The organism is Frondihabitans sp. PhB161 (assembly GCF_003814635.1).
Taxonomy (GTDB): domain Bacteria; phylum Actinomycetota; class Actinomycetes; order Actinomycetales; family Microbacteriaceae; genus Frondihabitans.
The window spans coordinates 166452-183367 of the sequence record NZ_RKQW01000002.1 but is presented as its reverse complement, the minus strand read 5'-3'; the positions used below and the strand labels follow the sequence as shown (position 1 = coordinate 183367).

17 protein-coding genes and 2 tRNA genes are annotated in these 16916 nt (G+C 63.2%); 9 read left to right on the top strand and 10 right to left on the bottom strand.

The window, feature by feature from the left end:
* Positions 1-18: 18 nt before the first annotated feature.
* Positions 19-1236 (top strand): acyltransferase, encoded by a 1218-nt coding sequence (locus EDF39_RS09600; RefSeq protein ID WP_123942652.1) that lies wholly within the window; start codon positions 19-21, stop codon positions 1234-1236.
* Here the strand turns inward: EDF39_RS09600 and EDF39_RS09595 are convergent.
* The gene (locus EDF39_RS09595; RefSeq protein WP_055962791.1) at positions 1226-1711 is read right to left on the bottom strand and encodes a Dps family protein; all 486 of its coding nucleotides are present in this window, start codon (positions 1709-1711) and stop codon (positions 1226-1228) included. The two genes, EDF39_RS09600 and EDF39_RS09595, sit on opposite strands and share 11 nt — an antisense overlap.
* 193 nt (positions 1712-1904) lie before the next feature.
* Between EDF39_RS09595 and EDF39_RS09590 the strand changes: the two genes are divergently transcribed.
* From EDF39_RS09590 to EDF39_RS09575, 4 genes are all read left to right on the top strand, one after another.
* A complete protein-coding gene (locus EDF39_RS09590) occupies positions 1905-3461 on the top strand; it encodes a sensor histidine kinase (protein WP_123942650.1) in 1557 nt (518 codons plus the stop codon).
* Between the two features lie 9 nt (positions 3462-3470).
* Positions 3471-4136, top strand: a complete 666-nt coding sequence (locus EDF39_RS09585; RefSeq protein ID WP_123942648.1) for a response regulator transcription factor — start codon at positions 3471-3473, stop codon at positions 4134-4136.
* A 140-nt stretch (positions 4137-4276) separates the two neighbouring features.
* Positions 4277-4540, top strand: a complete 264-nt coding sequence (locus EDF39_RS09580) for a ribbon-helix-helix protein, CopG family (protein ID WP_123942646.1) — start codon at positions 4277-4279, stop codon at positions 4538-4540.
* Complete coding sequence (locus tag EDF39_RS09575; protein WP_123942644.1) at positions 4537-4776, top strand: toxin; 240 nt, start codon at positions 4537-4539, stop codon at positions 4774-4776. Before EDF39_RS09580 ends, EDF39_RS09575 begins: the two co-directional genes overlap by 4 nt.
* 7 nt (positions 4777-4783) lie before the next feature.
* Here the strand turns inward: EDF39_RS09575 and EDF39_RS09570 are convergent, their stop codons facing one another.
* Positions 4784-5497, bottom strand: a complete 714-nt coding sequence (locus EDF39_RS09570) for an SGNH/GDSL hydrolase family protein (RefSeq protein ID WP_123942642.1) — start codon at positions 5495-5497, stop codon at positions 4784-4786.
* A 323-nt stretch (positions 5498-5820) separates the two neighbouring features.
* Here EDF39_RS09570 and EDF39_RS09565 point away from each other — a divergent pair, with 323 nt between their 5' ends.
* Positions 5821-6453: a hypothetical protein gene (locus EDF39_RS09565; RefSeq protein ID WP_123942640.1), complete on the top strand. Its 633-nt coding sequence runs from the start codon at positions 5821-5823 to the stop codon at positions 6451-6453.
* Between the two features lie 482 nt (positions 6454-6935).
* Here the strand turns inward: EDF39_RS09565 and EDF39_RS09560 are convergent, their stop codons facing one another.
* Positions 6936-7523 (bottom strand): recombinase family protein, encoded by a 588-nt coding sequence (locus tag EDF39_RS09560; protein ID WP_123942638.1) that lies wholly within the window; start codon positions 7521-7523, stop codon positions 6936-6938.
* Positions 7524-7793: 270 nt separating this feature from the next.
* Here EDF39_RS09560 and EDF39_RS09555 point away from each other — a divergent pair, with 270 nt between their 5' ends.
* On the top strand, positions 7794-9662 hold the full coding sequence (locus tag EDF39_RS09555; RefSeq protein WP_123942636.1) for a DUF4365 domain-containing protein: 1869 nt from the start codon (positions 7794-7796) through the stop codon (positions 9660-9662).
* Between the two features lie 378 nt (positions 9663-10040).
* On the opposite strand, the gene EDF39_RS09550 is transcribed toward EDF39_RS09555, so the two are convergent.
* From EDF39_RS09550 to EDF39_RS09520, 7 genes are all read right to left on the bottom strand, one after another.
* Positions 10041-10388, bottom strand: a complete 348-nt coding sequence (locus tag EDF39_RS09550; protein ID WP_123942634.1) for a hypothetical protein — start codon at positions 10386-10388, stop codon at positions 10041-10043.
* Between the two features lie 35 nt (positions 10389-10423).
* A complete protein-coding gene (locus tag EDF39_RS09545; RefSeq protein WP_123942632.1) occupies positions 10424-10867 on the bottom strand; it encodes a hypothetical protein in 444 nt (147 codons plus the stop codon).
* Positions 10867-11106, bottom strand: coding sequence for a hypothetical protein (locus EDF39_RS09540; RefSeq protein WP_123942630.1), 240 nt, complete (start codon positions 11104-11106; stop codon positions 10867-10869). The genes EDF39_RS09545 and EDF39_RS09540 overlap by 1 nt, the downstream gene beginning before the upstream one ends.
* Positions 11107-12085: 979 nt before the next feature.
* Positions 12086-12340: a hypothetical protein gene (locus tag EDF39_RS09535; RefSeq protein ID WP_123942628.1), complete on the bottom strand. Its 255-nt coding sequence runs from the start codon at positions 12338-12340 to the stop codon at positions 12086-12088.
* A gap of 1185 nt (positions 12341-13525) precedes the next feature.
* The gene (locus EDF39_RS09530; RefSeq protein ID WP_123942626.1) at positions 13526-13708 is read right to left on the bottom strand and encodes a hypothetical protein; all 183 of its coding nucleotides are present in this window, start codon (positions 13706-13708) and stop codon (positions 13526-13528) included.
* Positions 13709-13721: 13 nt separating this feature from the next.
* Complete coding sequence (locus EDF39_RS09525) at positions 13722-14807, bottom strand: site-specific integrase (RefSeq protein ID WP_158613201.1); 1086 nt, start codon at positions 14805-14807, stop codon at positions 13722-13724.
* A gap of 137 nt (positions 14808-14944) precedes the next feature.
* Positions 14945-15015, bottom strand: a tRNA-Gly gene (locus EDF39_RS09520).
* 158 nt (positions 15016-15173) lie between these two features.
* Between EDF39_RS09520 and EDF39_RS09515 the strand changes: the two genes are divergently transcribed.
* Together EDF39_RS09515 and tig are read left to right on the top strand one after the other, a co-directional pair.
* Positions 15174-15246: transfer RNA gene (locus EDF39_RS09515), tRNA-Pro, on the top strand.
* Between the two features lie 119 nt (positions 15247-15365).
* Entirely contained in the window at positions 15366-16691 is a 1326-nt protein-coding gene (tig, locus tag EDF39_RS09510; RefSeq protein WP_233573090.1) for a trigger factor, read from the top strand.
* The last annotated feature ends 225 nt before the right edge of the window (positions 16692-16916 follow it).

Here is a 16916-nt window from a genome sequence, read left to right as displayed (position 1 = left end):
ACTGCCAGTGTGGTTGCTATGGGGAAGCAATCACGCGCGCATCTGTCGGGGCTGGACGGGCTGCGAGGAGTCGCCGCGCTCTCAGTGCTCGGCTATCACGTGTCGAACATCCTGTCGCCGGGTGTCCGCCATCGGTCACCGGAGTTGTTCTTCGCCCTCCACCAGGGCCTCAACCTCTTCTTCATCCTCTCGGGATTCCTGCTCTTCCTCGGGTTCGCCGACCGCCTGATCGACGGTCGCGGACTGCCGAGTACGAGGCGCTATGCGTCGAACCGGGTGCTGCGTCTGTGGCCCGCATACGTCGTGGTCGTCGCCGTGACGAACTTCGCCCTCGGGCTGTCGTTCCTCGGTCGTGGGCGGACGGGGCATGTCGATCCCGGCACCTTCGTCGCCGATCTGACCCTCCTCCAGACCTTCTCGCCGCACACGATCCGCACCGGTCTCGAAGTGGCATGGACCCTCACCGTCGAGCTCACCTTCTACGCCTGCCTGCCCCTGCTGGTGGCGCTGGCCTCTCGGCTGGGGCGCGGCGTCGGCGGATGGGCGCGAGCCTGCATCCCGGTCGTCGTCCTGGCACTGGTGGGGGCCGCCGGTCTCATCTGGCAGGACCGCACGAACCCGCACGGCTGGTCGCACGACTGGGAGTCCGTCGCAAGTCGCAGCCTGCTGCTTCACGCTCAGCTCTTCGCTCTCGGCATGGTGGCGACTCTCGTGTTCGTCGCGGTGCAACGTGGGGCACTGTTGGGGGCCGGGCGCAGGATCCTGCGGTTCGCCGCTTCTCTCGTCGCCGTCGCCGCGGCCGTCGTCTGCCTCACCCGCCCCTGGTCCGACGTCGCCGACCTGCTCGCGCCGCTCTGCCTCGCCGCTCTGCTTCTCGTCTCGGTCGTTCCGACGGCCTCGGGCCGCCCTGGTTGGGTGGGCCGCGCTCTCGAGCTCCCGGCGCTCCGGGGCCTTGGCTTGATCTCGTACAGCGTCTACCTCTGGCACATGCCGGTGGTGCGGGGCTTCGACCGCTGGGCTCCCCGGTTCGGCGAAGGCGGTTGGGCGTCCTACGTCATGGCCGTGGCATGCGTCGGCGGCATCACACTGGCTCTGGCGACGGCGACCTACCTCGCGGTGGAGCGTCCGGCCATGCGCCTGCGTGCGCGCAACCCGGTTTCGAGCCCGGACGCGACGAAGCCGCCGCTCCTGGAGGAGCGACGGCTTCGCGGCAGAGTGCCGGAGACTACTGGCTGACGTGCGCCGAGAGGAACCAGCGGTCTTTGTCGAGGCCGCGAGCGATCTCGATGGCGACGTCCTGCGAGGAGGCGTCGATCTCGCCGAGCTCGTCGATCGCGGTCTGCACCGAGACGCGGGCCGAGTCGATCTGGGCGACGATTCCGGCGATCGTGGCGTCGATCTGCTGGAAGCCGGCCTTGAGCGGCGGGTTGGTCGTGGTGGCGGCGACGGTCTCGAGGCGGCCGTCGACGGGGAGGCCGAGGGCGACGATGCGCTCCGCGGCGAGGTCGGCGTACTCCTGAGCGTGGCCGACGACCACGTCGAGCAGTTCGTGCACGGCGATGAAGCTGATGCCGCGAACGTGCCAGTGCGCCTGCTTGCCGTTGACGGCAAGGGCGGTGAGGTTCGTGACGATGGGGGTGAGGAACTGGGCGGTGGCGGCTGCGACGTCGGGGTCGACGGAGCTCTGCGTGACGGTGGTGACTTCGGACATGGAGTGTCTCCTCTGCGGGTGAAGGCCTTGGGGCCTCTCGGTTTCCCCAACGCTAGAGGTCGCGCGAAATTCCGACAAGCAAGCAGAGGCTCGGCTTAGTGAGGCTTGCCTTGCCGGGATCGGGGGTAAACCCCCGAAAGGCTCGGTCGCTGGCACCATTGGGGGAGCCTCCGGATCGCGCCACGCTGGAGTCATGATCACCGAGACGAGCCCGATGCCACCCACCACCGCCCCCGCTGCCGAACCACCGCCGCGCGCCCTGTACTGGCGGCTGTGGGCGGCCTTCCCCCGAGACATCGGCTATCTCGCGCTGACCGGGGTGCTCGTCGTCGTGGCATTCGCGGCCTATGGCATCGTCGGCCAGATCCTGGTCGGCACCGGCAACGCCCTCTTCGCCTTCGTGGCATTCTTCGTGCTCCTGCTCGCGGGCCTTTACTTCGGTCGCCTGTTCGGGGCAATCGAGCTCGTTCGGCTGTCGTGGGCGCGCCACCCGGCTCCTCGACCGGTCGCGTGGCGAACGCTGACCTTGACCGGGCGCTTCAAGCGCCTCGTCGAGGTGGCTGCCGATCCGCACTACTGGCTGTACTTCGCGTTCACGACGATCGTGTTCCCCTGGCTGGGCGCCCTCGTCGTCGCCTTGACCGTCGGGATGTTGCTGATCGTCGTCGGTGGGATCGTCGGAGGAAGCATCGTCCTCGTCGTTTCCGGAGAGGGGGGCTTCTCCGGAATCAACGGCGGCTGGGTGAGCTCTGCACTCATCGACCACGCGCCCGCGATGGCCGTCGTCGCCTTCGTCGTGGCGCTCGGAGCCCTGGCCCTCCTGCCGTTCGTCACCCGCGGCATGGTGCTCGTCCAGGGCGCCGTCGCCACCTGGATGCTCGGCGGCTTCCGGTCCGAGCAGCTCAAGGCCGAGGTCGCGGGCCTCGAGGTCTCGCGGAGCGCGGCCGTCTCGGCCGAGGGCACGGCCCTGCGGAGGCTCGAACGCGACATCCACGACGGGCCGCAGCAGCGCCTCATCCGGCTGCAGATGGATCTCTCAGCCGCCTCCCGCGTCGTCGACACCGACGGCACTCGGGCTCGGCTCCTGATCGACGATGCGAGCGCCCAGGCCCGCGAGGCCCTCGAAGAGCTCCGTGCCCTCTCGCGTGGTTTCGCTCCACCCCTGCTGCTCGACCGCGGGCTCGCTGCCGCTCTCGACGCGGTAGTAGACCGATCGACGGTGCCGACCCGCTTCACCGACGAGCTGCCCGACGGCATCGAGATCCCGGTCGAGATCGAGCGGAATGCGTACTTCATCGCGGCCGAGCTGCTCGCCAATATCGGCAAGCACTCGCGGGCCGACCGGGCCGAGCTGATCCTGTCAGCGCCGACCCACGCCGGGGCGACCGAGCTCCGAGTCATCGTGACGGACGACGGTGCCGGCGGTGCGACGGTCCGGCCGGGTCACGGGCTCGCCGGCATCGAAGAGCGACTCGTCGGGCTCGGCGGTCGTCTCGAACTGCGGAGCCCCGAGGGCGGACCCACACACGCGAGCGTCAGGATCCCGATGGCGCCGGCAGTGCCCGAGGCCGAGGCCGACGCGCCTGCCGCCGACCCAGATGCCACGGCCGAACTGGACCACCTTTTCGGCGAGACACCGCCCGACCAGGCGCACACGCGGCCGTACCCCACCGAGGAGTTGCCGAGGGTCGGTGACGAGCCGTTGGATCCTTCGGTTCGGCTGTCCAAGCCTGCCGAGCGCGACTCGTAGGCTGGGGGAGTGACCACCGGATCCGAGACACCTCGCCGCCGGGTCGTCGTGGCCGACGACTCCGTGCTGCTGCGGGAGGGGCTCGTGCGCTTGCTCGACGAGCTGGGTACGGAGGTGGTCGGCTCGTACGGCGATGCCGAGGCGATGCTCGCCGATCTCGATCGTGCGCGCCCGGATCTGGCGGTTCTCGACGTGCGCATGCCGCCCACCCATCGCGACGAGGGCGTGCGGGCGGCGATCGAGCTGCGGCGGCGCACCCCGTCGACGGGCATCCTGCTGCTGTCGCAGTACGTCGAGGTGGCGTACGCCCGAGAATTACTGAGCGCAGGATCCGACGGGGTCGGCTACCTCCTGAAAGACCGGGTGACCTCGATCGACGAGCTGGGGTCGGCGCTCGATCGGATCTCGGACGGCGCGACGGTGCTCGACCCCGAAGTCGTCGGAGCGCTGCTCGGTCGGCGCAGCGATCCTCTCGCGGCTCTGACGCCGCGCGAGCGGGAGGTGCTCGCGCTGATGGCCGAGGGGCGCACCAATTCGGCCATCTCGGCGGCGCTGTTCATCGGCACGGGTGCCGTGGAGAAGAACGTGACCGCGATCTTCCAGAAGCTCGGCCTCGACGACTCGGGCACGGATCACCGGCGAGTGCTGGCCGTGCTGGCGTTCCTGCAGAGCTGAGCGGCGTCTCTGCCCGATTCGGGCTGTGACCTCGCGTGAATCGGCCAACCTCGCGCGCCGCGGCGCTGGCACCTCGGCCGATTCGCGTCACCTCGCGAGCTCCCATCGACAGAACAGCCATTTCGTATTACGTTAAAAACATGCGTGAAGACGAGTCGATCGACGGGGTTCCCGTCACCGAAGAACAGATCGCCGCGTGGGCTGCGGAGGCCGAGGCGGGGTATGACGTCGAGACTCTCAAAAGACGAGGTCGAGGTCGGCCCGGTCGTGGTGCTCAGCCGTCACAGGTCGTGGCTCTGCGGCTCACCCTTGACGAGTTGGCCGCCATCGACGCTCGCGCGAAGCTAGAAGGCAAGACTCGTTCGGAGGTCATCCGCCAAGCTCTCTCGGTTTCGGCTGCGTGAAGGTTCACGAATCCGCCTTGAAGCATGGAGTCCTGCCGGAGGATGCAATTCAGGCGGCGACGTGGACTACCTGGATCGACGAGGTGGACGACGACAGCCCCGCGCGGCAACTGCGACTGGGATTCGATACCCATGGTCGTCTGCTCGAGACCGTCGTACTGGTCTTCGATAGCGGCAACGAATTGATCATTCACGCCATGAAGGCGCGCCCAGCTATGGTCGGCCTTCTCCCGTAGAAGGCGCTCAGCCGACCTTCGGGGTCGCCATGACGCGCACGATCGCATCGCGGTAGGCGAGCCCGACGAGTCGGTATCCGGCCGTGGTCGGGTGAGTGCCGTCGAGCGAGGTGCCGGGTGCGTAGACGTCGCCGTCGCGCGCGAACCCCCACGGATCGACGAAGTCGTAGCCCGCGGCCAGCGCGTAGGCGTGGAGATGCTTCTCATACAGGGCGGCCTGGCGAGGGTGGCGATTATTGGGGGGGATCGCCCCGATGATGACGTGCTTCGGGTGCAGGGTCGCGATGACCTTCTCGTAGCTCGCCCGCGAATCGGCGAACGAGATCTTGTGACGCACGTCGTTGGTACCGGCCATCAGCACGAGCACATCCACCTTGGCGATGGGCTTCACCGCCGCGGCCATCTGCTGGATCGTGGTGCCGCCGACGGCCCAGCCGCCCACGTAGTCGACCCCGTTGCCCTTGGCGTAGGTAATCCAGGTGTTGGGGGTGAGGCCCTCCGACAAGCTGCGGCCTCCGCCGGCGGTCAGAGAATCGCCGACGATCGCGACGCGCACGCCGGGAGTCGAGCCCTCGGGCACGGGAGCACCGGTCGCCATCGGTGCGACGGTCGAAAAGCCCCCGGCGTTTGGCTCGGAGTGGGGAAGCGTGGCACAGCCCGCGAGCACGACGATCGTCGCAGTCAGAAGACCGCCGACAAGGATCCGAGTCACCGCGCGCACCAGAATATTATGGCGGTTCTCTCGAGGCCGTCGCGACGCCTGACAGGGGGGTCACAGCGACGCGAAAGAGTCGGGCGAGGACACCGCCGGGTGGCCTATCTACGGAGGGGATGACGGGAATCGAACCCGCATCATCAGTTTGGAAGACTACCGAAGAGGTTCTCCCGAACCCTGCAAAACCGGGCCTGATCGGCATAAAAGATCTTTTAGGTCACCGACTGCCTGTGTTTACAGTAGTAGAAAAGTGGCACGAATGTGGCACGGAAATGGCACGGCGGGGGTGTCGCGCTCTCTGGTCCCTAACGTCGAGCTAGGTTCGTCGGGTGAATGGCGATTTGTGGGAGCGGACAGTCTCCGTCGAGGTACAGGATCTTGATGCCATTTGGGACGTGCTGAACGACGCTAGAGGTCACTTTGCGCACCTTGCTCTTGCATCGGGATTTGACGCTAAACGCAGCCCGTTCACTGCGGTCCTCGACAGCGGTTCTCGTCTGACACGCAAGAGTCTCGCGGACCTGCGCGAAGTTGTTGAAAGCGAACGGGAAAGCATCAAGTATCTGACAGTCACTTCTTATGCCAAATCACGGGAAGGCACGGGCTTTACTTTTGACGACCCGGCGAAGGCAGATGTCACTGTATGGCGGCAACGCCCGAGCTTCTTGAGTGAGGTCGAGGTACTTGATGTGCGCATTCACTTATCGGGTACGTCTCGTTCCCTCGTCGCGGGCATAGAGACTGAACTTCGTGAATACCTGGTGACTTGGGCGAAGGATCACGCTGACGCGTTGGAGGCAGCGCAACCGGCCAGTGAGACGGACGGGGCCGATCCCACCGCTCGTCCCGCTGGTTCATGGTTGCGAAACACTTGGAGAAACCACGCAACGTCGCTAGTCGTTTCGGTCGTGGCGGGACTCACAGTTGTGGTTCTAAGTACTTGGTTAGGCCTGCGTCACTGAACGCGCTCACGCTTTGATCGGAAGCGCCTCTCCTTCGGCGGCGAGAAGGTCGGCCTGCTTTCACTTCCATCCGATTTTCGGCAACCTACTTGTTTGTTCCATCCGTGCTTTTGGGTGCTCACAGGCGTTGGCTTTGCGTGCCGTCATTATCTATGTCCTAGAAGATCTTCTAGACGAGTCTCTGCTAGACCTGCCCAAAATTTTTGGGGTGGCCTGTCTCTGGTGCCAGAGTCCCTGTTGGGGTCCTGGTACTAGGGGGTAGGGGGGCCGAAGCCGCTTTGGTGTGCAACGTCCGCTCGACGGCATCTCAGGCCTTGAAGTCGGCTGGCGAACTCTCCCGATCAGTGAGCGAGGCGCGGCCCGTGACCGCCCGCCTGAGGTCAGTCAAAGGTCGTAGGGCGTAGACGCCAGAACGCCCCCGCTGTGAGGCAGGGGCGCAAGGTGAGCGGGGCCGACGATGTGAGCGGGGCCGCAGAGGCCCCCTATTTGGCGGCGTTCAGATAGCGGTAGACCGTTGGTACTGAAACCCGAAGCATCTTCGCGATGTCGGCCACCTTTTCGCCCTTGTCGTAGTGCGCCTGAGCTGTGCGGGCAGCGAGACTGTCGAGCTTCTTGGGACGCCCCCCGACGTTGCCCTGTGCTTTGGCGGAGGCAAGTCCAGCCCTGGTGCGTTCGATGATGAAAGACCGCTCAACCGAGGCCAGGATGGCGAGCATCCCCATCATTGCAGCGCCCATAGTGGTTGTGGAGTCGAGGCCATCCTGCACACTGCGGACGTAGATGCCCCGGCTTTTGAGGTCATCGAGGAGGGTCACGAGGTGTCCGGCGTTACGCCCGAGACGGTCGAGCTTGAAAAGCACGAGCACGTCGCCCGGTTCGATCTCAGTGATCATGCGGTCAAGGGCCGGTCGTGATGTCTTCGACCCGGAGACCCCACGGTCCACATAGATGTCACGCCGCTGCACTCCCTCTTTGATGAGGGCGTCGATTTGCATCGTCTCGTCCTGCTCCGACGTGGAAACGCGGGCGTAGCCGATCAGTCGGCCTTCGGGAATTGCTGTCTCGCTCATGTGTCGAGATTATCAATACTCGACTTGCGAAAGCAAGGAATAGGGCAACTTTTCGTAGTCGAGTTTTGAGACAATAATTAGATCGTCCTCGGGGAGTTGCACGGTCCCTAGAGATCTCTCATCAATCGATCGTTTTTGAGAGTGTCGCAATTGCTTCGAGAAACAGTAGGTCCACTGGCAACCCCACGCCTCCAGATCCCGGTGTCCGGCGTCTAGGCGGGTAATCTCCCTGCTGCGGCGAGACAGCCGCTAAAGATCCAGGAGGCGCACTTGACCGAAGACATGCCACAGCGGCCCTATCAGCACGTCTTGGAGTCTGACTCGCGTAAAGCCTTCGAGCAGCGCCTACCGGGAAATTGGATAGTCGAGCCTAGAGAGCACGATTACGGAATCGACCTGGACGTAGAGATCTTCGACGGAGACTCGGCGACCGGCATGCGGTTTGGCGTGCAACTAAAAGGTCAAGTCAAGTCGGACGATCCCGCCCGAGTGACCCTAAGACGTTCGACTCTTAATTACTGGCGGGAAAGTGACGTGCCGGTCGTAGTCATCGTGTGGGATGAATGGACCGACCGAGTGTTCTGGGAGATGAGTTACCTCATCGACAGATACAAAAAGAGCCCGACTGCTAAGAGCTGGAAAGTCACAATTGGTCGAGAGTGGGATGACAGTTCTGCCGCGCTTATCAAGCGGGAAATCTCATCCCGTCGTGCTCTGATTCGAGGACACGTTCAGCTCCCTCTCTCCATCGTCATTGAGCGTCGCGAGGATTGGATGGGAGATGGACGTCTTACAGCAGAGCTATCTGCTCGACTCCGCGGCCTTCTAATTCCCCGGGATGAGATACACGTTGGCCGCGTGTCAACGGATGTAGGCATCGACATCATCATCGAGAGCAAAACGATCTTGATCCGCATCTCTGGTAATCCAGGGATCGTGCTGCACTTCAACAATGCATCGCCAGAGAAAGATCGTGATCGTCTACTGTCCACCACCTTGGCCGACGTGGCTGCGGGCCTTGCAGTCCTAACAGAAAGCCTGCGTCTCTTCGCGCTAGAGACGTACTTCCTCTCCGCCGCCGTCCGCGATTCGGATTTAATTCTGGATGAGAAAGCGCTCGGAGGAAGTCTTGCAAAGCTAGCCAAACCACATTCATTCGCAGCTATGGCTGAACTTTTTCGGCGTTCCGCGCTTCACGGAACTATGTTGCAACGCCTCCAAGCAATGACGGTTGTGATGGGTGAGCTTGACAAGCTTGGACCGAATGAGCGAAAAACGCTGGCCCTTCTCCTGCGTGACGAAGCCCCTCGGGACGAGATCTACTCACAGGCTCTTTACAATGCGTCGCAATTCGTCAAAGGAGACGACCATGATTTGGCCCGATCTCTCCTGAACAAAGCATCGGAAGTGGACCCTGCATACAAGGACCGTTCGTACTTCTGGTCCGACCTGGCAGGAATGGACTTTCACGACGGTGACTACCGAGAATCGGCGGCGCACTACAGCAAGGCCGTCGAGCTAGGCGATGACTCCTTCACTGCGTTCTACGCGGATGCCCTCCTCTACTTTGGTGACCTTGATGAGTCCCTTGCACAATTCGAGAAAGCTAGGGATCTCAACCTAGAGGCCCACCCGGAGTGGAATCTGAAGCTGCTTGCGTTCACGGACGTACGAAATCGAATAGGGACTCCAGGACCCGAACGGCACCCCGAGGCAGCGTGGAAAGAGGCCATGGAACTTGTGGTCGGCGACGATCTCGGCGTTCTTCGATGCCTCCACCTAGATTATTTCTGCGCTCCCGCCCTAATGAGGTTGGCGATCTCGACGGCTGACGAACAGCAACGTTCGCGCCTCATGCTGGCGTCGGCATTCGCAAACCCAGGTGACTGGAATGCTTGGCTAATGGCTCTGCAAGAAATCGCCGACCACAGCCCAAATCTCCTCGGTGACGCAGCGACTTGCGCCCTCCAGAGTGCGGGACCGTCCATATTCGAGCATGCGGCACTCTCGGATTTCACGTCTGAGCAGGTGACTCAGGCCCTGGAGTCCGTAGGCCGACGCCCGAAACCGTTCACCGTTCGCGGCGTCCCGACAGGCAGCAAATCTTTCGAAATTCTTAGTGGCCCCGAGCGCACTTAATTCCTTGAATTCGTCTGACTCAGACCGACACGAAAGATGCGCCCCTCCCTTCCAAAAAGAGGGGCGCATCGTGCTTGCACTCGGGGGCAGAGGAAGTGCGAGCAACCCCGGGAAGTGGCGCAACCCGGGAGCTTTAAAAGATCTACTGGAGGCCGAACACCTCGCGTCGGACAGTAGAGGCGATCTCATCTGGCACGTCCACCTCGCCTGCCGCGACGAACGCCCGAACGCGGCCCTGGGGATCGAGCACCCACCCGAAAGCACCCCGAGGATCCCGGGGCAGCTCCACAATGCTCCCAGCGGGTATTCGAAAGGTTTTGCCGCCGACGACGATCCGCTCAGTGCCACCCTGCCCCCGCTCGCGGCTGAGTTTGACCCTCACAGTTCGACTCGTTCGAGATCCCGGCGCAGGAGGTCCGAAAATGCGCTGATGTCCAGCACGACGAGACTGTCTTTGAGCTTTCCGCCCGGGCGTCGCCAGATGGTAGCTGCGTAGGGTGCGCCGTCGTGTTCGGCGTCTCTCTTTGCCTCGTCGTCTCCCTGTGCGATCGTGTTCAAAGGACGGGCACGGGTATTTATCACCCATCCCTCAACCCCCTGAATGTCGCCCCGGGGTCGGTCTTCCGAGATCGCCTCGCTGAGCTTGAACCGGCCCGGGCTTTTGACTCGTTCCACGGGGACGCCGCTCGCCTCCAGGAAATCGACCACGCCGGATCGGAACTGCATGCCCGAACTGCTGTTCGAGGAGTCTCCCATGGCCATTAGCGCGCACCCCGAGCGTTCAGGGTCTTGGACGTGGGGGCGGCGGGTCCGAAGTCTCGTTCGACCGCTGCGAGCGCTGCTGAGCGGGCTTCTGCCGTGTCCACAAGCCACGCACGGCGGCGAGCCTCTTCCCGTGCCGCGGCCCACTCAGGCGTGCCGTAGACCCACGTCGGCTGGTCTTCCGGCCAGGGGCCGGGGGCCACCAAGACCTGTCCGTATTTCTCGATCTGGGCGTCAGGATCATCGATGAGGTCGAAAACCGACGCGCCGTTCCGATCCTGGTTTGCCCGAAGAAGTTCTTCTGTGAGCACGGCAACGTCGCCCCTGTTGACCAGGATCCCGACTGAGCCGAGAGCGAGGGATCGGGCCAGGGAAACAGTGCCCAAAAAGTGAACGGATGCGCCGGGGCGAGCGAGCGGATTGCCTGTGGTGGTGGTGGTCATCAATTCATTCCAATCTGCGTCTGCGCTACGGCGACGCTTTCGATTTCTTCAGCGAGGTCAGAGTGACCGTCGTCTCGCAGCTCACTGGCTAGCGCTGTTGCCACGGTTGGATCTCGTCGCATGAGTCGAGCGAGCGAGGTTGCGAGGGTCGAGAGCTGAGCTATTTCCGCCAGAACATCGGAATTCTCAATCCCGAAGCGGTCGGACAACGTTTCAAGGGCCTTCAGCTCAACTGACATGGATCGCACTGCATCTCCACGTCGTCCCGAAGTGGCTGAGGTGAGGCGAAGATCCCGGGCCGCATCTGCAACGGCGAGCACCCTGGCTGCTACATCAGATGGTGCGAGGCCCGCGGGGCCGGTCATTGCCTCTCGCGCAGCGGCGCTGAAGTGACGACGGGTGTGCCTGTAGACGGCATCACTAGAAACCGCGAATCGACGCGCAATGGAGGAGATGTTGTCACCGTCGATCAGGGCGGCTTCCAACTGTTCGCGACCAGGGTGAGAGCACACGGTGCACGGCCTCCCCAAGGGGCGGCGGGGAGTTTGGTCGGTCATGCCCTTTACTATCGACCGAGACAGACGCGGCATAGCGACTTTGCCCAGATTGACTGGTTTCACTCCCATCCCGGTGCCACATAGGGGTGTTCCGCCAGGCTTGACAGGGTTCCGCGTTAGGTTCCGCCACGCAATGTCTGGAGTTGAGGATTCCTCAGTTCTGAGACTGGAAGGCAGCGGCCCACTGTGACGACAGTGCGCCCTGTCCGGCATCGTCGGCGGTGAAGAGGATAGCGAGCGCTGTCGCCGCATCCCTGCCCGTCATCAACTTCAGATAGGCCAGCGCATCCCGTGACAGAAGAAGTTCTGAACGTCGAATCCCAGTTGCAACGAATTCTCTCTGTGCCGCGTCTGACAGGCCTTCCATGGGATCGGCATGAAAGGACTGTGTCCAATACTCATTCGCCTCATCTCTCGCGGAGTCAGGCGCGTCAAGCACTGTTCGCAGCATGCCTGCCAAAGTGGCAGAGGGGCCGCGACAGGTCAGGTGCATGTGAGCTTCGCGAGAGATCAGCGGGCGGAGCTGGTCGAGGAGTTCGGCACACTCCGCAGTGAGAGGGTCACGCACGGTCGGCGTCCCATCTGGCCAGGAGTTCGCGAGCCTGCATGTACGCGCGGCGCTCGCGGTGGAGGCCCGAAAAGATCTTCTGGACCACGGCGATCATTTATTGAGACCGCCCAGGATGTCGTCGAAGGCGAGAGCGTCACCTGATGGTGTGGACGCGGCAGGCGCGACATGGCGGGGCGAGAGCGTGATCTCTCGCGAGGCTTCGAACCCCAGCCTGCGGATTCTCGCGGCGATGTAGTCGGCCAGCGTCTCGATGCGCCCCGACTCGTCGTCTTCGAGGAGCTGGAGGTCCAGCACGAGATCGAGAACTTTTGCCAGCTCTGTGGCGGTGTCGCGGTTGTGGGTCATGGGGTGTCCTTCGTGGTAGGGGGATGCCACGCGGTAGCGAACCCCGAGGCCCAGAGACCCCAGGATTCGGCCCTACCACGGGCACTTCACACCTTGCCACGAAATACCATGTTACAGGTGCAACATTGTGTCGCAGCTCGGTAACGCTCGGCGACGGCACGCGCCGGATCCCCATCCAGCGAGGAGCACACAGGCTAGGAGCGTTGCTCTCGCCCGTCGAGAGATCTTCTACGGTCGTGCTGTCGGCGTTCTGCTGCTCCCTCAGCTCGCGGCGCATGCGTTTCACGACCGACCTCGACCGGTTGAGGAGTTTCATCTGCTGCTCAACCTTGAGTCCCTCGATTCCATCCAAGGAAACTGTGCGACGGCGCTTGCTCTTTCGGCCTCCAGCAGCGGCCCATGCCCGGCGACGGCTGATGTAGTTCGAGTCCCACACCTCAAGGGCGAAGTCGGCGGCACGCCGGGTGAGGCGTTCAAGACGTGAAGCAAGAAGGCGACCACGCCAACTGCCCCCGCCGGTCGCGGCGTCGTACTCCGACTCGATGAGCGACCCCGCATGAGTACCCACGTAGTCCCAAAGCCTTTGAGCGAGTGAGGTCGAGACTTGCAGCCATTCGAATGACAAGCGAGCTTCTGCGGGCTTGTGAGCGTCGTTCAGCCACCTCAGTGAGACCGAGATCAAGTGGCAGTACAAAACGTCCTCGCGAGGCACGTAGACGTGATGCGTTCCCTTGTAAGTCCCATCAGTGCGGTACTCACGGACTGCACGCAACCGAACTACGTCGAGCCGAGGAAAGGAGAGATTTTTCGACTCTGGGATGAGCTTCCACGGCTTGACGTTCTTCTGATGCTGCGGAGCGAGAGCTGCTGCGGAGCGAGGAGAGAGGGACGAGCTGCCCCCCAGGGGCATGTTATCCGGCACCCCCGCAGGAGACCTCTCGACGGGAGGCGGAAGAAGTAGGACTTCGGGCAACGTGGGCAACTTTCGCGGGACCCCAGGACGGGGTGGAGTGAGGATGTCTCGCTGTTTGACCGGAATCAGGCTACAGGATCCAAGTCGCCGAAAAAGCGAAAATCGCCCCGTGGTCCCCGGGCGTCCTGTTTCCCTGGGTGGGGCGATTTTCTAAGCCGGGTGGTTGCCGCAACCGACAAGGCAAGACTACACGATGCTTTTACGCCTCGTGGTCAAAGAACTTTTTGAGCGGCCTTTTTTCGCCGTTCAATGACGGTTGCGGCGGCGCGGGCCATTTCGAGTGCTAGGCCGTAGTCCTCCCGCACTGCCGCGTCGAGGCCGATCACCAAATGCCCAAAGCGGTCCCGGAGAGCCGTCTCCTGCTCGGCGGAGAGGCTAAATTTCGGCGTAGGCACAGACACCATTGTGTCAACGAAGGGAGACCGGCGTGCCGAAAATGCGCTCGTTCACGCGGGCGGCTACTTCGATGTCCGCAGCGGCGGTGGCGTGCAGATACCGGCGGGTAGACCACTGCGAAGCGTGCCCGGCCCGGTACTGGACAGCGTGCGCCCCGATGCCGGAATCGGCGACCAGGGTCAAGCCAACGTGACGCAGATCATGAAGGTGGAAATTCTCAAATCCAGCGGCGGCGGTGGCACGCTCCCATTCACGGCGCACGTAGGCTTCACCGATCCTGCGGCCTTTGTCTCCGCGAAACAACGCTTCCCAGGGTCGTCCGGGATTCTCCTCGACGTACGCCGTCAGGGCCTCCTGTGCGGGTGCGAGGAGGGTAACGGTCTTGTGAGTCCCGGTTTTCGTGGGGGTGATGCGAGTACCCCCGATCTGTTGGAGTTGCTTGCTCACGACGAGCTGGCCGGTCTCGATCCAGAAATCCGAGTAATTGAGGGCGCACAGCTCGCCTCGCCTCAGGTGTGCTCCGAGAACCGTCCAAATCATGGGACGGAAAGCCTCTGACGCCGCGTCGATGACGGCGAGCGCATGGGATAAATTCCAATCGGGTCTCGGCTTCGCTACGTCTTTGCCAGCGTCTACAACCATGCAAGGCGATGCCGAGATCAATCCCTCTCTCAGAGCCGCCTTGAAGATGACTTTGAGGACGCCATACCCGTTGCGCCGGTTCTGGAGGTGGTCCCGCTGGCGACCCCACCACGCGTCCACGTCGAGCACTGAGATCTCGTTCAGCTTTCGCGCTCCGAATGCGGGAAGCAGATGCTTCCTCATCAGCACTTGGTAGTTCCTCCACGTCCCCACGGCAAGGTCGGGCCTCTTCGCTTCGAGCACTCGTGTCGCGTACTCGGAGAACTTGATCTCGCCCCGGGTGCTGTCGTGCCAGTCGCCCCTCAATACGTCCGCGCGCACGACCGTGAGAGCCTGTTCCGCGAGCTTTCGGGTCGCGTAGGTTCCGAGCGCTCGCAACGTGCCTTCGGGGTCGCGGTACCTGGCCTGCCAGCGCCCCGACGCGAGCTGCCGAATGCCGTTGTTCTTCGTCGTCATCTGTGGTTCCTCCACCTGTGTTCTACGGGCGACGAAGGAAACCCAACACATGCGAAAGTGGCATGAAATGGCACGCGGTTGCGGCCTCGTCAGGCAGACGATGAGAAGAAATGCCGGTCAGACGGCGGTTTGAAGGGAGGGGATGACGGGAATCGAACCCGCATCATCAGTTTGGAAGACTGAGGCTTTACCACTAAGCTACATCCCCGCAAAAACAGGCCGTTGACCTGTCGTGCGTGGTCAAGCATAGGGCATTCTTCGACCCGCTCAGTTTCAGTGCCTGGCAACGGGCTAGACTTCACGAGGTTCTTTTCGCCCCGACCTCAACGGGGATCAGAGGGAAGGCCCAAAGCGATACAGGAATACCGGGGCGTAGCGTAGTGGCTAGCGCGTCCGTTTTGGGGGCGGAAGATCGCAGGTTCGAGTCCTGTCGCCCCGACGCAGTAGCAAGAACGTGCAGTAGCAAGATCCACGCACTAGACAAGCTCGTCAGAAGCGCGGCGTCACATGCGCGCCGCCAGAAGCACCGCAGAACACCGACACAGGAGAAGTACGACATTGGTCAAGACCACGGTTGAGCAGCTCAGCCCCACCCGCGTCAAGCTCAACATCGCGGTGAGCCCCGACGACCTCAAGCCCGGAATCACGCACGCTTACGGCCACATCGCCGAGAGCGTTTCCATTCCCGGCTTCCGCAAGGGCAAGGTTCCGCCGCCCATCATCGACCAGCGCGTCGGCCGTGAAGAGGTTCTGAACCACGCCGTCAACGAGAGCATGGACACCTTCTACCGTGCCGCGGTCGAAGAGAGCTCGATCCGCCCCCTCGGCCGCCCCGAGGCCGACGTTGTCGGATGGCCCAGCACCAAAGACTTCTCGGGTGACCTCCTCCTCGCTATCGAGGTCGACGTCCGCCCCGAGTTCGAGCTGCCTGCCTACGAGGGCCTCGAGCTGACCGTCGACTCGGTCGAGATCAGCGACGACGAGGTCGACGAAGAACTCGCCAACCTGCGCACGCGCTTCGGCACCCTCATCACCGTCGACCGTCCCGCCGCCAAGGGCGACTTCGGTCAGATCGACCTGATCGCGACCATCGACGGCGTTGAGGTCGACAACGCCAAGGGCATCTCGTACGAGATTGGCTCCGGCGACCTCATCGAGGGCATCGACGAGGCGCTCGACTCGCTGACCGCGGGCGAGACCACCACCTTCGAGTCGAAGCTGCTCGGCGGCGACCGCGAGGGCGAGACCGCTCTCATCGAGGTCACGCTGACCGCCGTCAAGGAGCGCGAGCTCCCCGAGGCCGACGACGACTTCGCCCAGATCGCCAGCCAGTTCGACACCATCGACGAGCTCAAGGGCGACCTCAAGGAGCAGCTCGGCCGCTCCAAGGCGGTCGGCCAGGGCGGACAGGCTCGCGACCAGCTCGTTGAGAAGCTGCTCGAGCTCGTCGAGATCCCCGTGCCCGAGAAGCTCGTCGAAGACGAGGTGCACCGTCACCTCGAGCAGGAGAACCGCCTCGAAGACGACGAGCACCGCGCCGAGGTCAAGGATTCCTCCGAGACCGCCTTCCGCAACCAGATCCTTCTCGACGTCATCGCCGAGAAAGAAGAGGTCAAGGTCGAGCAGGACGAACTGACCCAGTACCTCATCCAGGGCGCTGCGCAGTACGGCATGGAGCCCGGCGAGTTCATCAAGGTGCTCGACGAGAACGGCCAGATCCCGGCTATGGTCGGCGAGGTCGCTCGGTCCAAGGCTCTCGCCGTGGTCCTCTCCAAGGCCACCGTGAAAGACGACAAGGGCGCCGACGTCGACCTGTCGGCATTCACGGCCGCCTCCGGTGTCGGAAGCGACGCGGGCGACCACGAGGGTCACGACCACGCGTAGTCGCTAAAGAAGTTCCCGAAGAGGGCAGGATCCCGAGGATCCTGCCCTCTTCGCGTTTCTCGGCCGACCCGCCCTGCCCCGCCCCGAATTTGAAGGAGATTCTCGAACCCGACCCCGTCGGATCCTGATGTCTTCGTTCCCGGCGGCACGTTTCTCCTTCAAATTCGGGAGAGCCCCCGCCGGGGAACCACGCAAGAGATACGCGCGGATTGCCGTCGCAGTGCC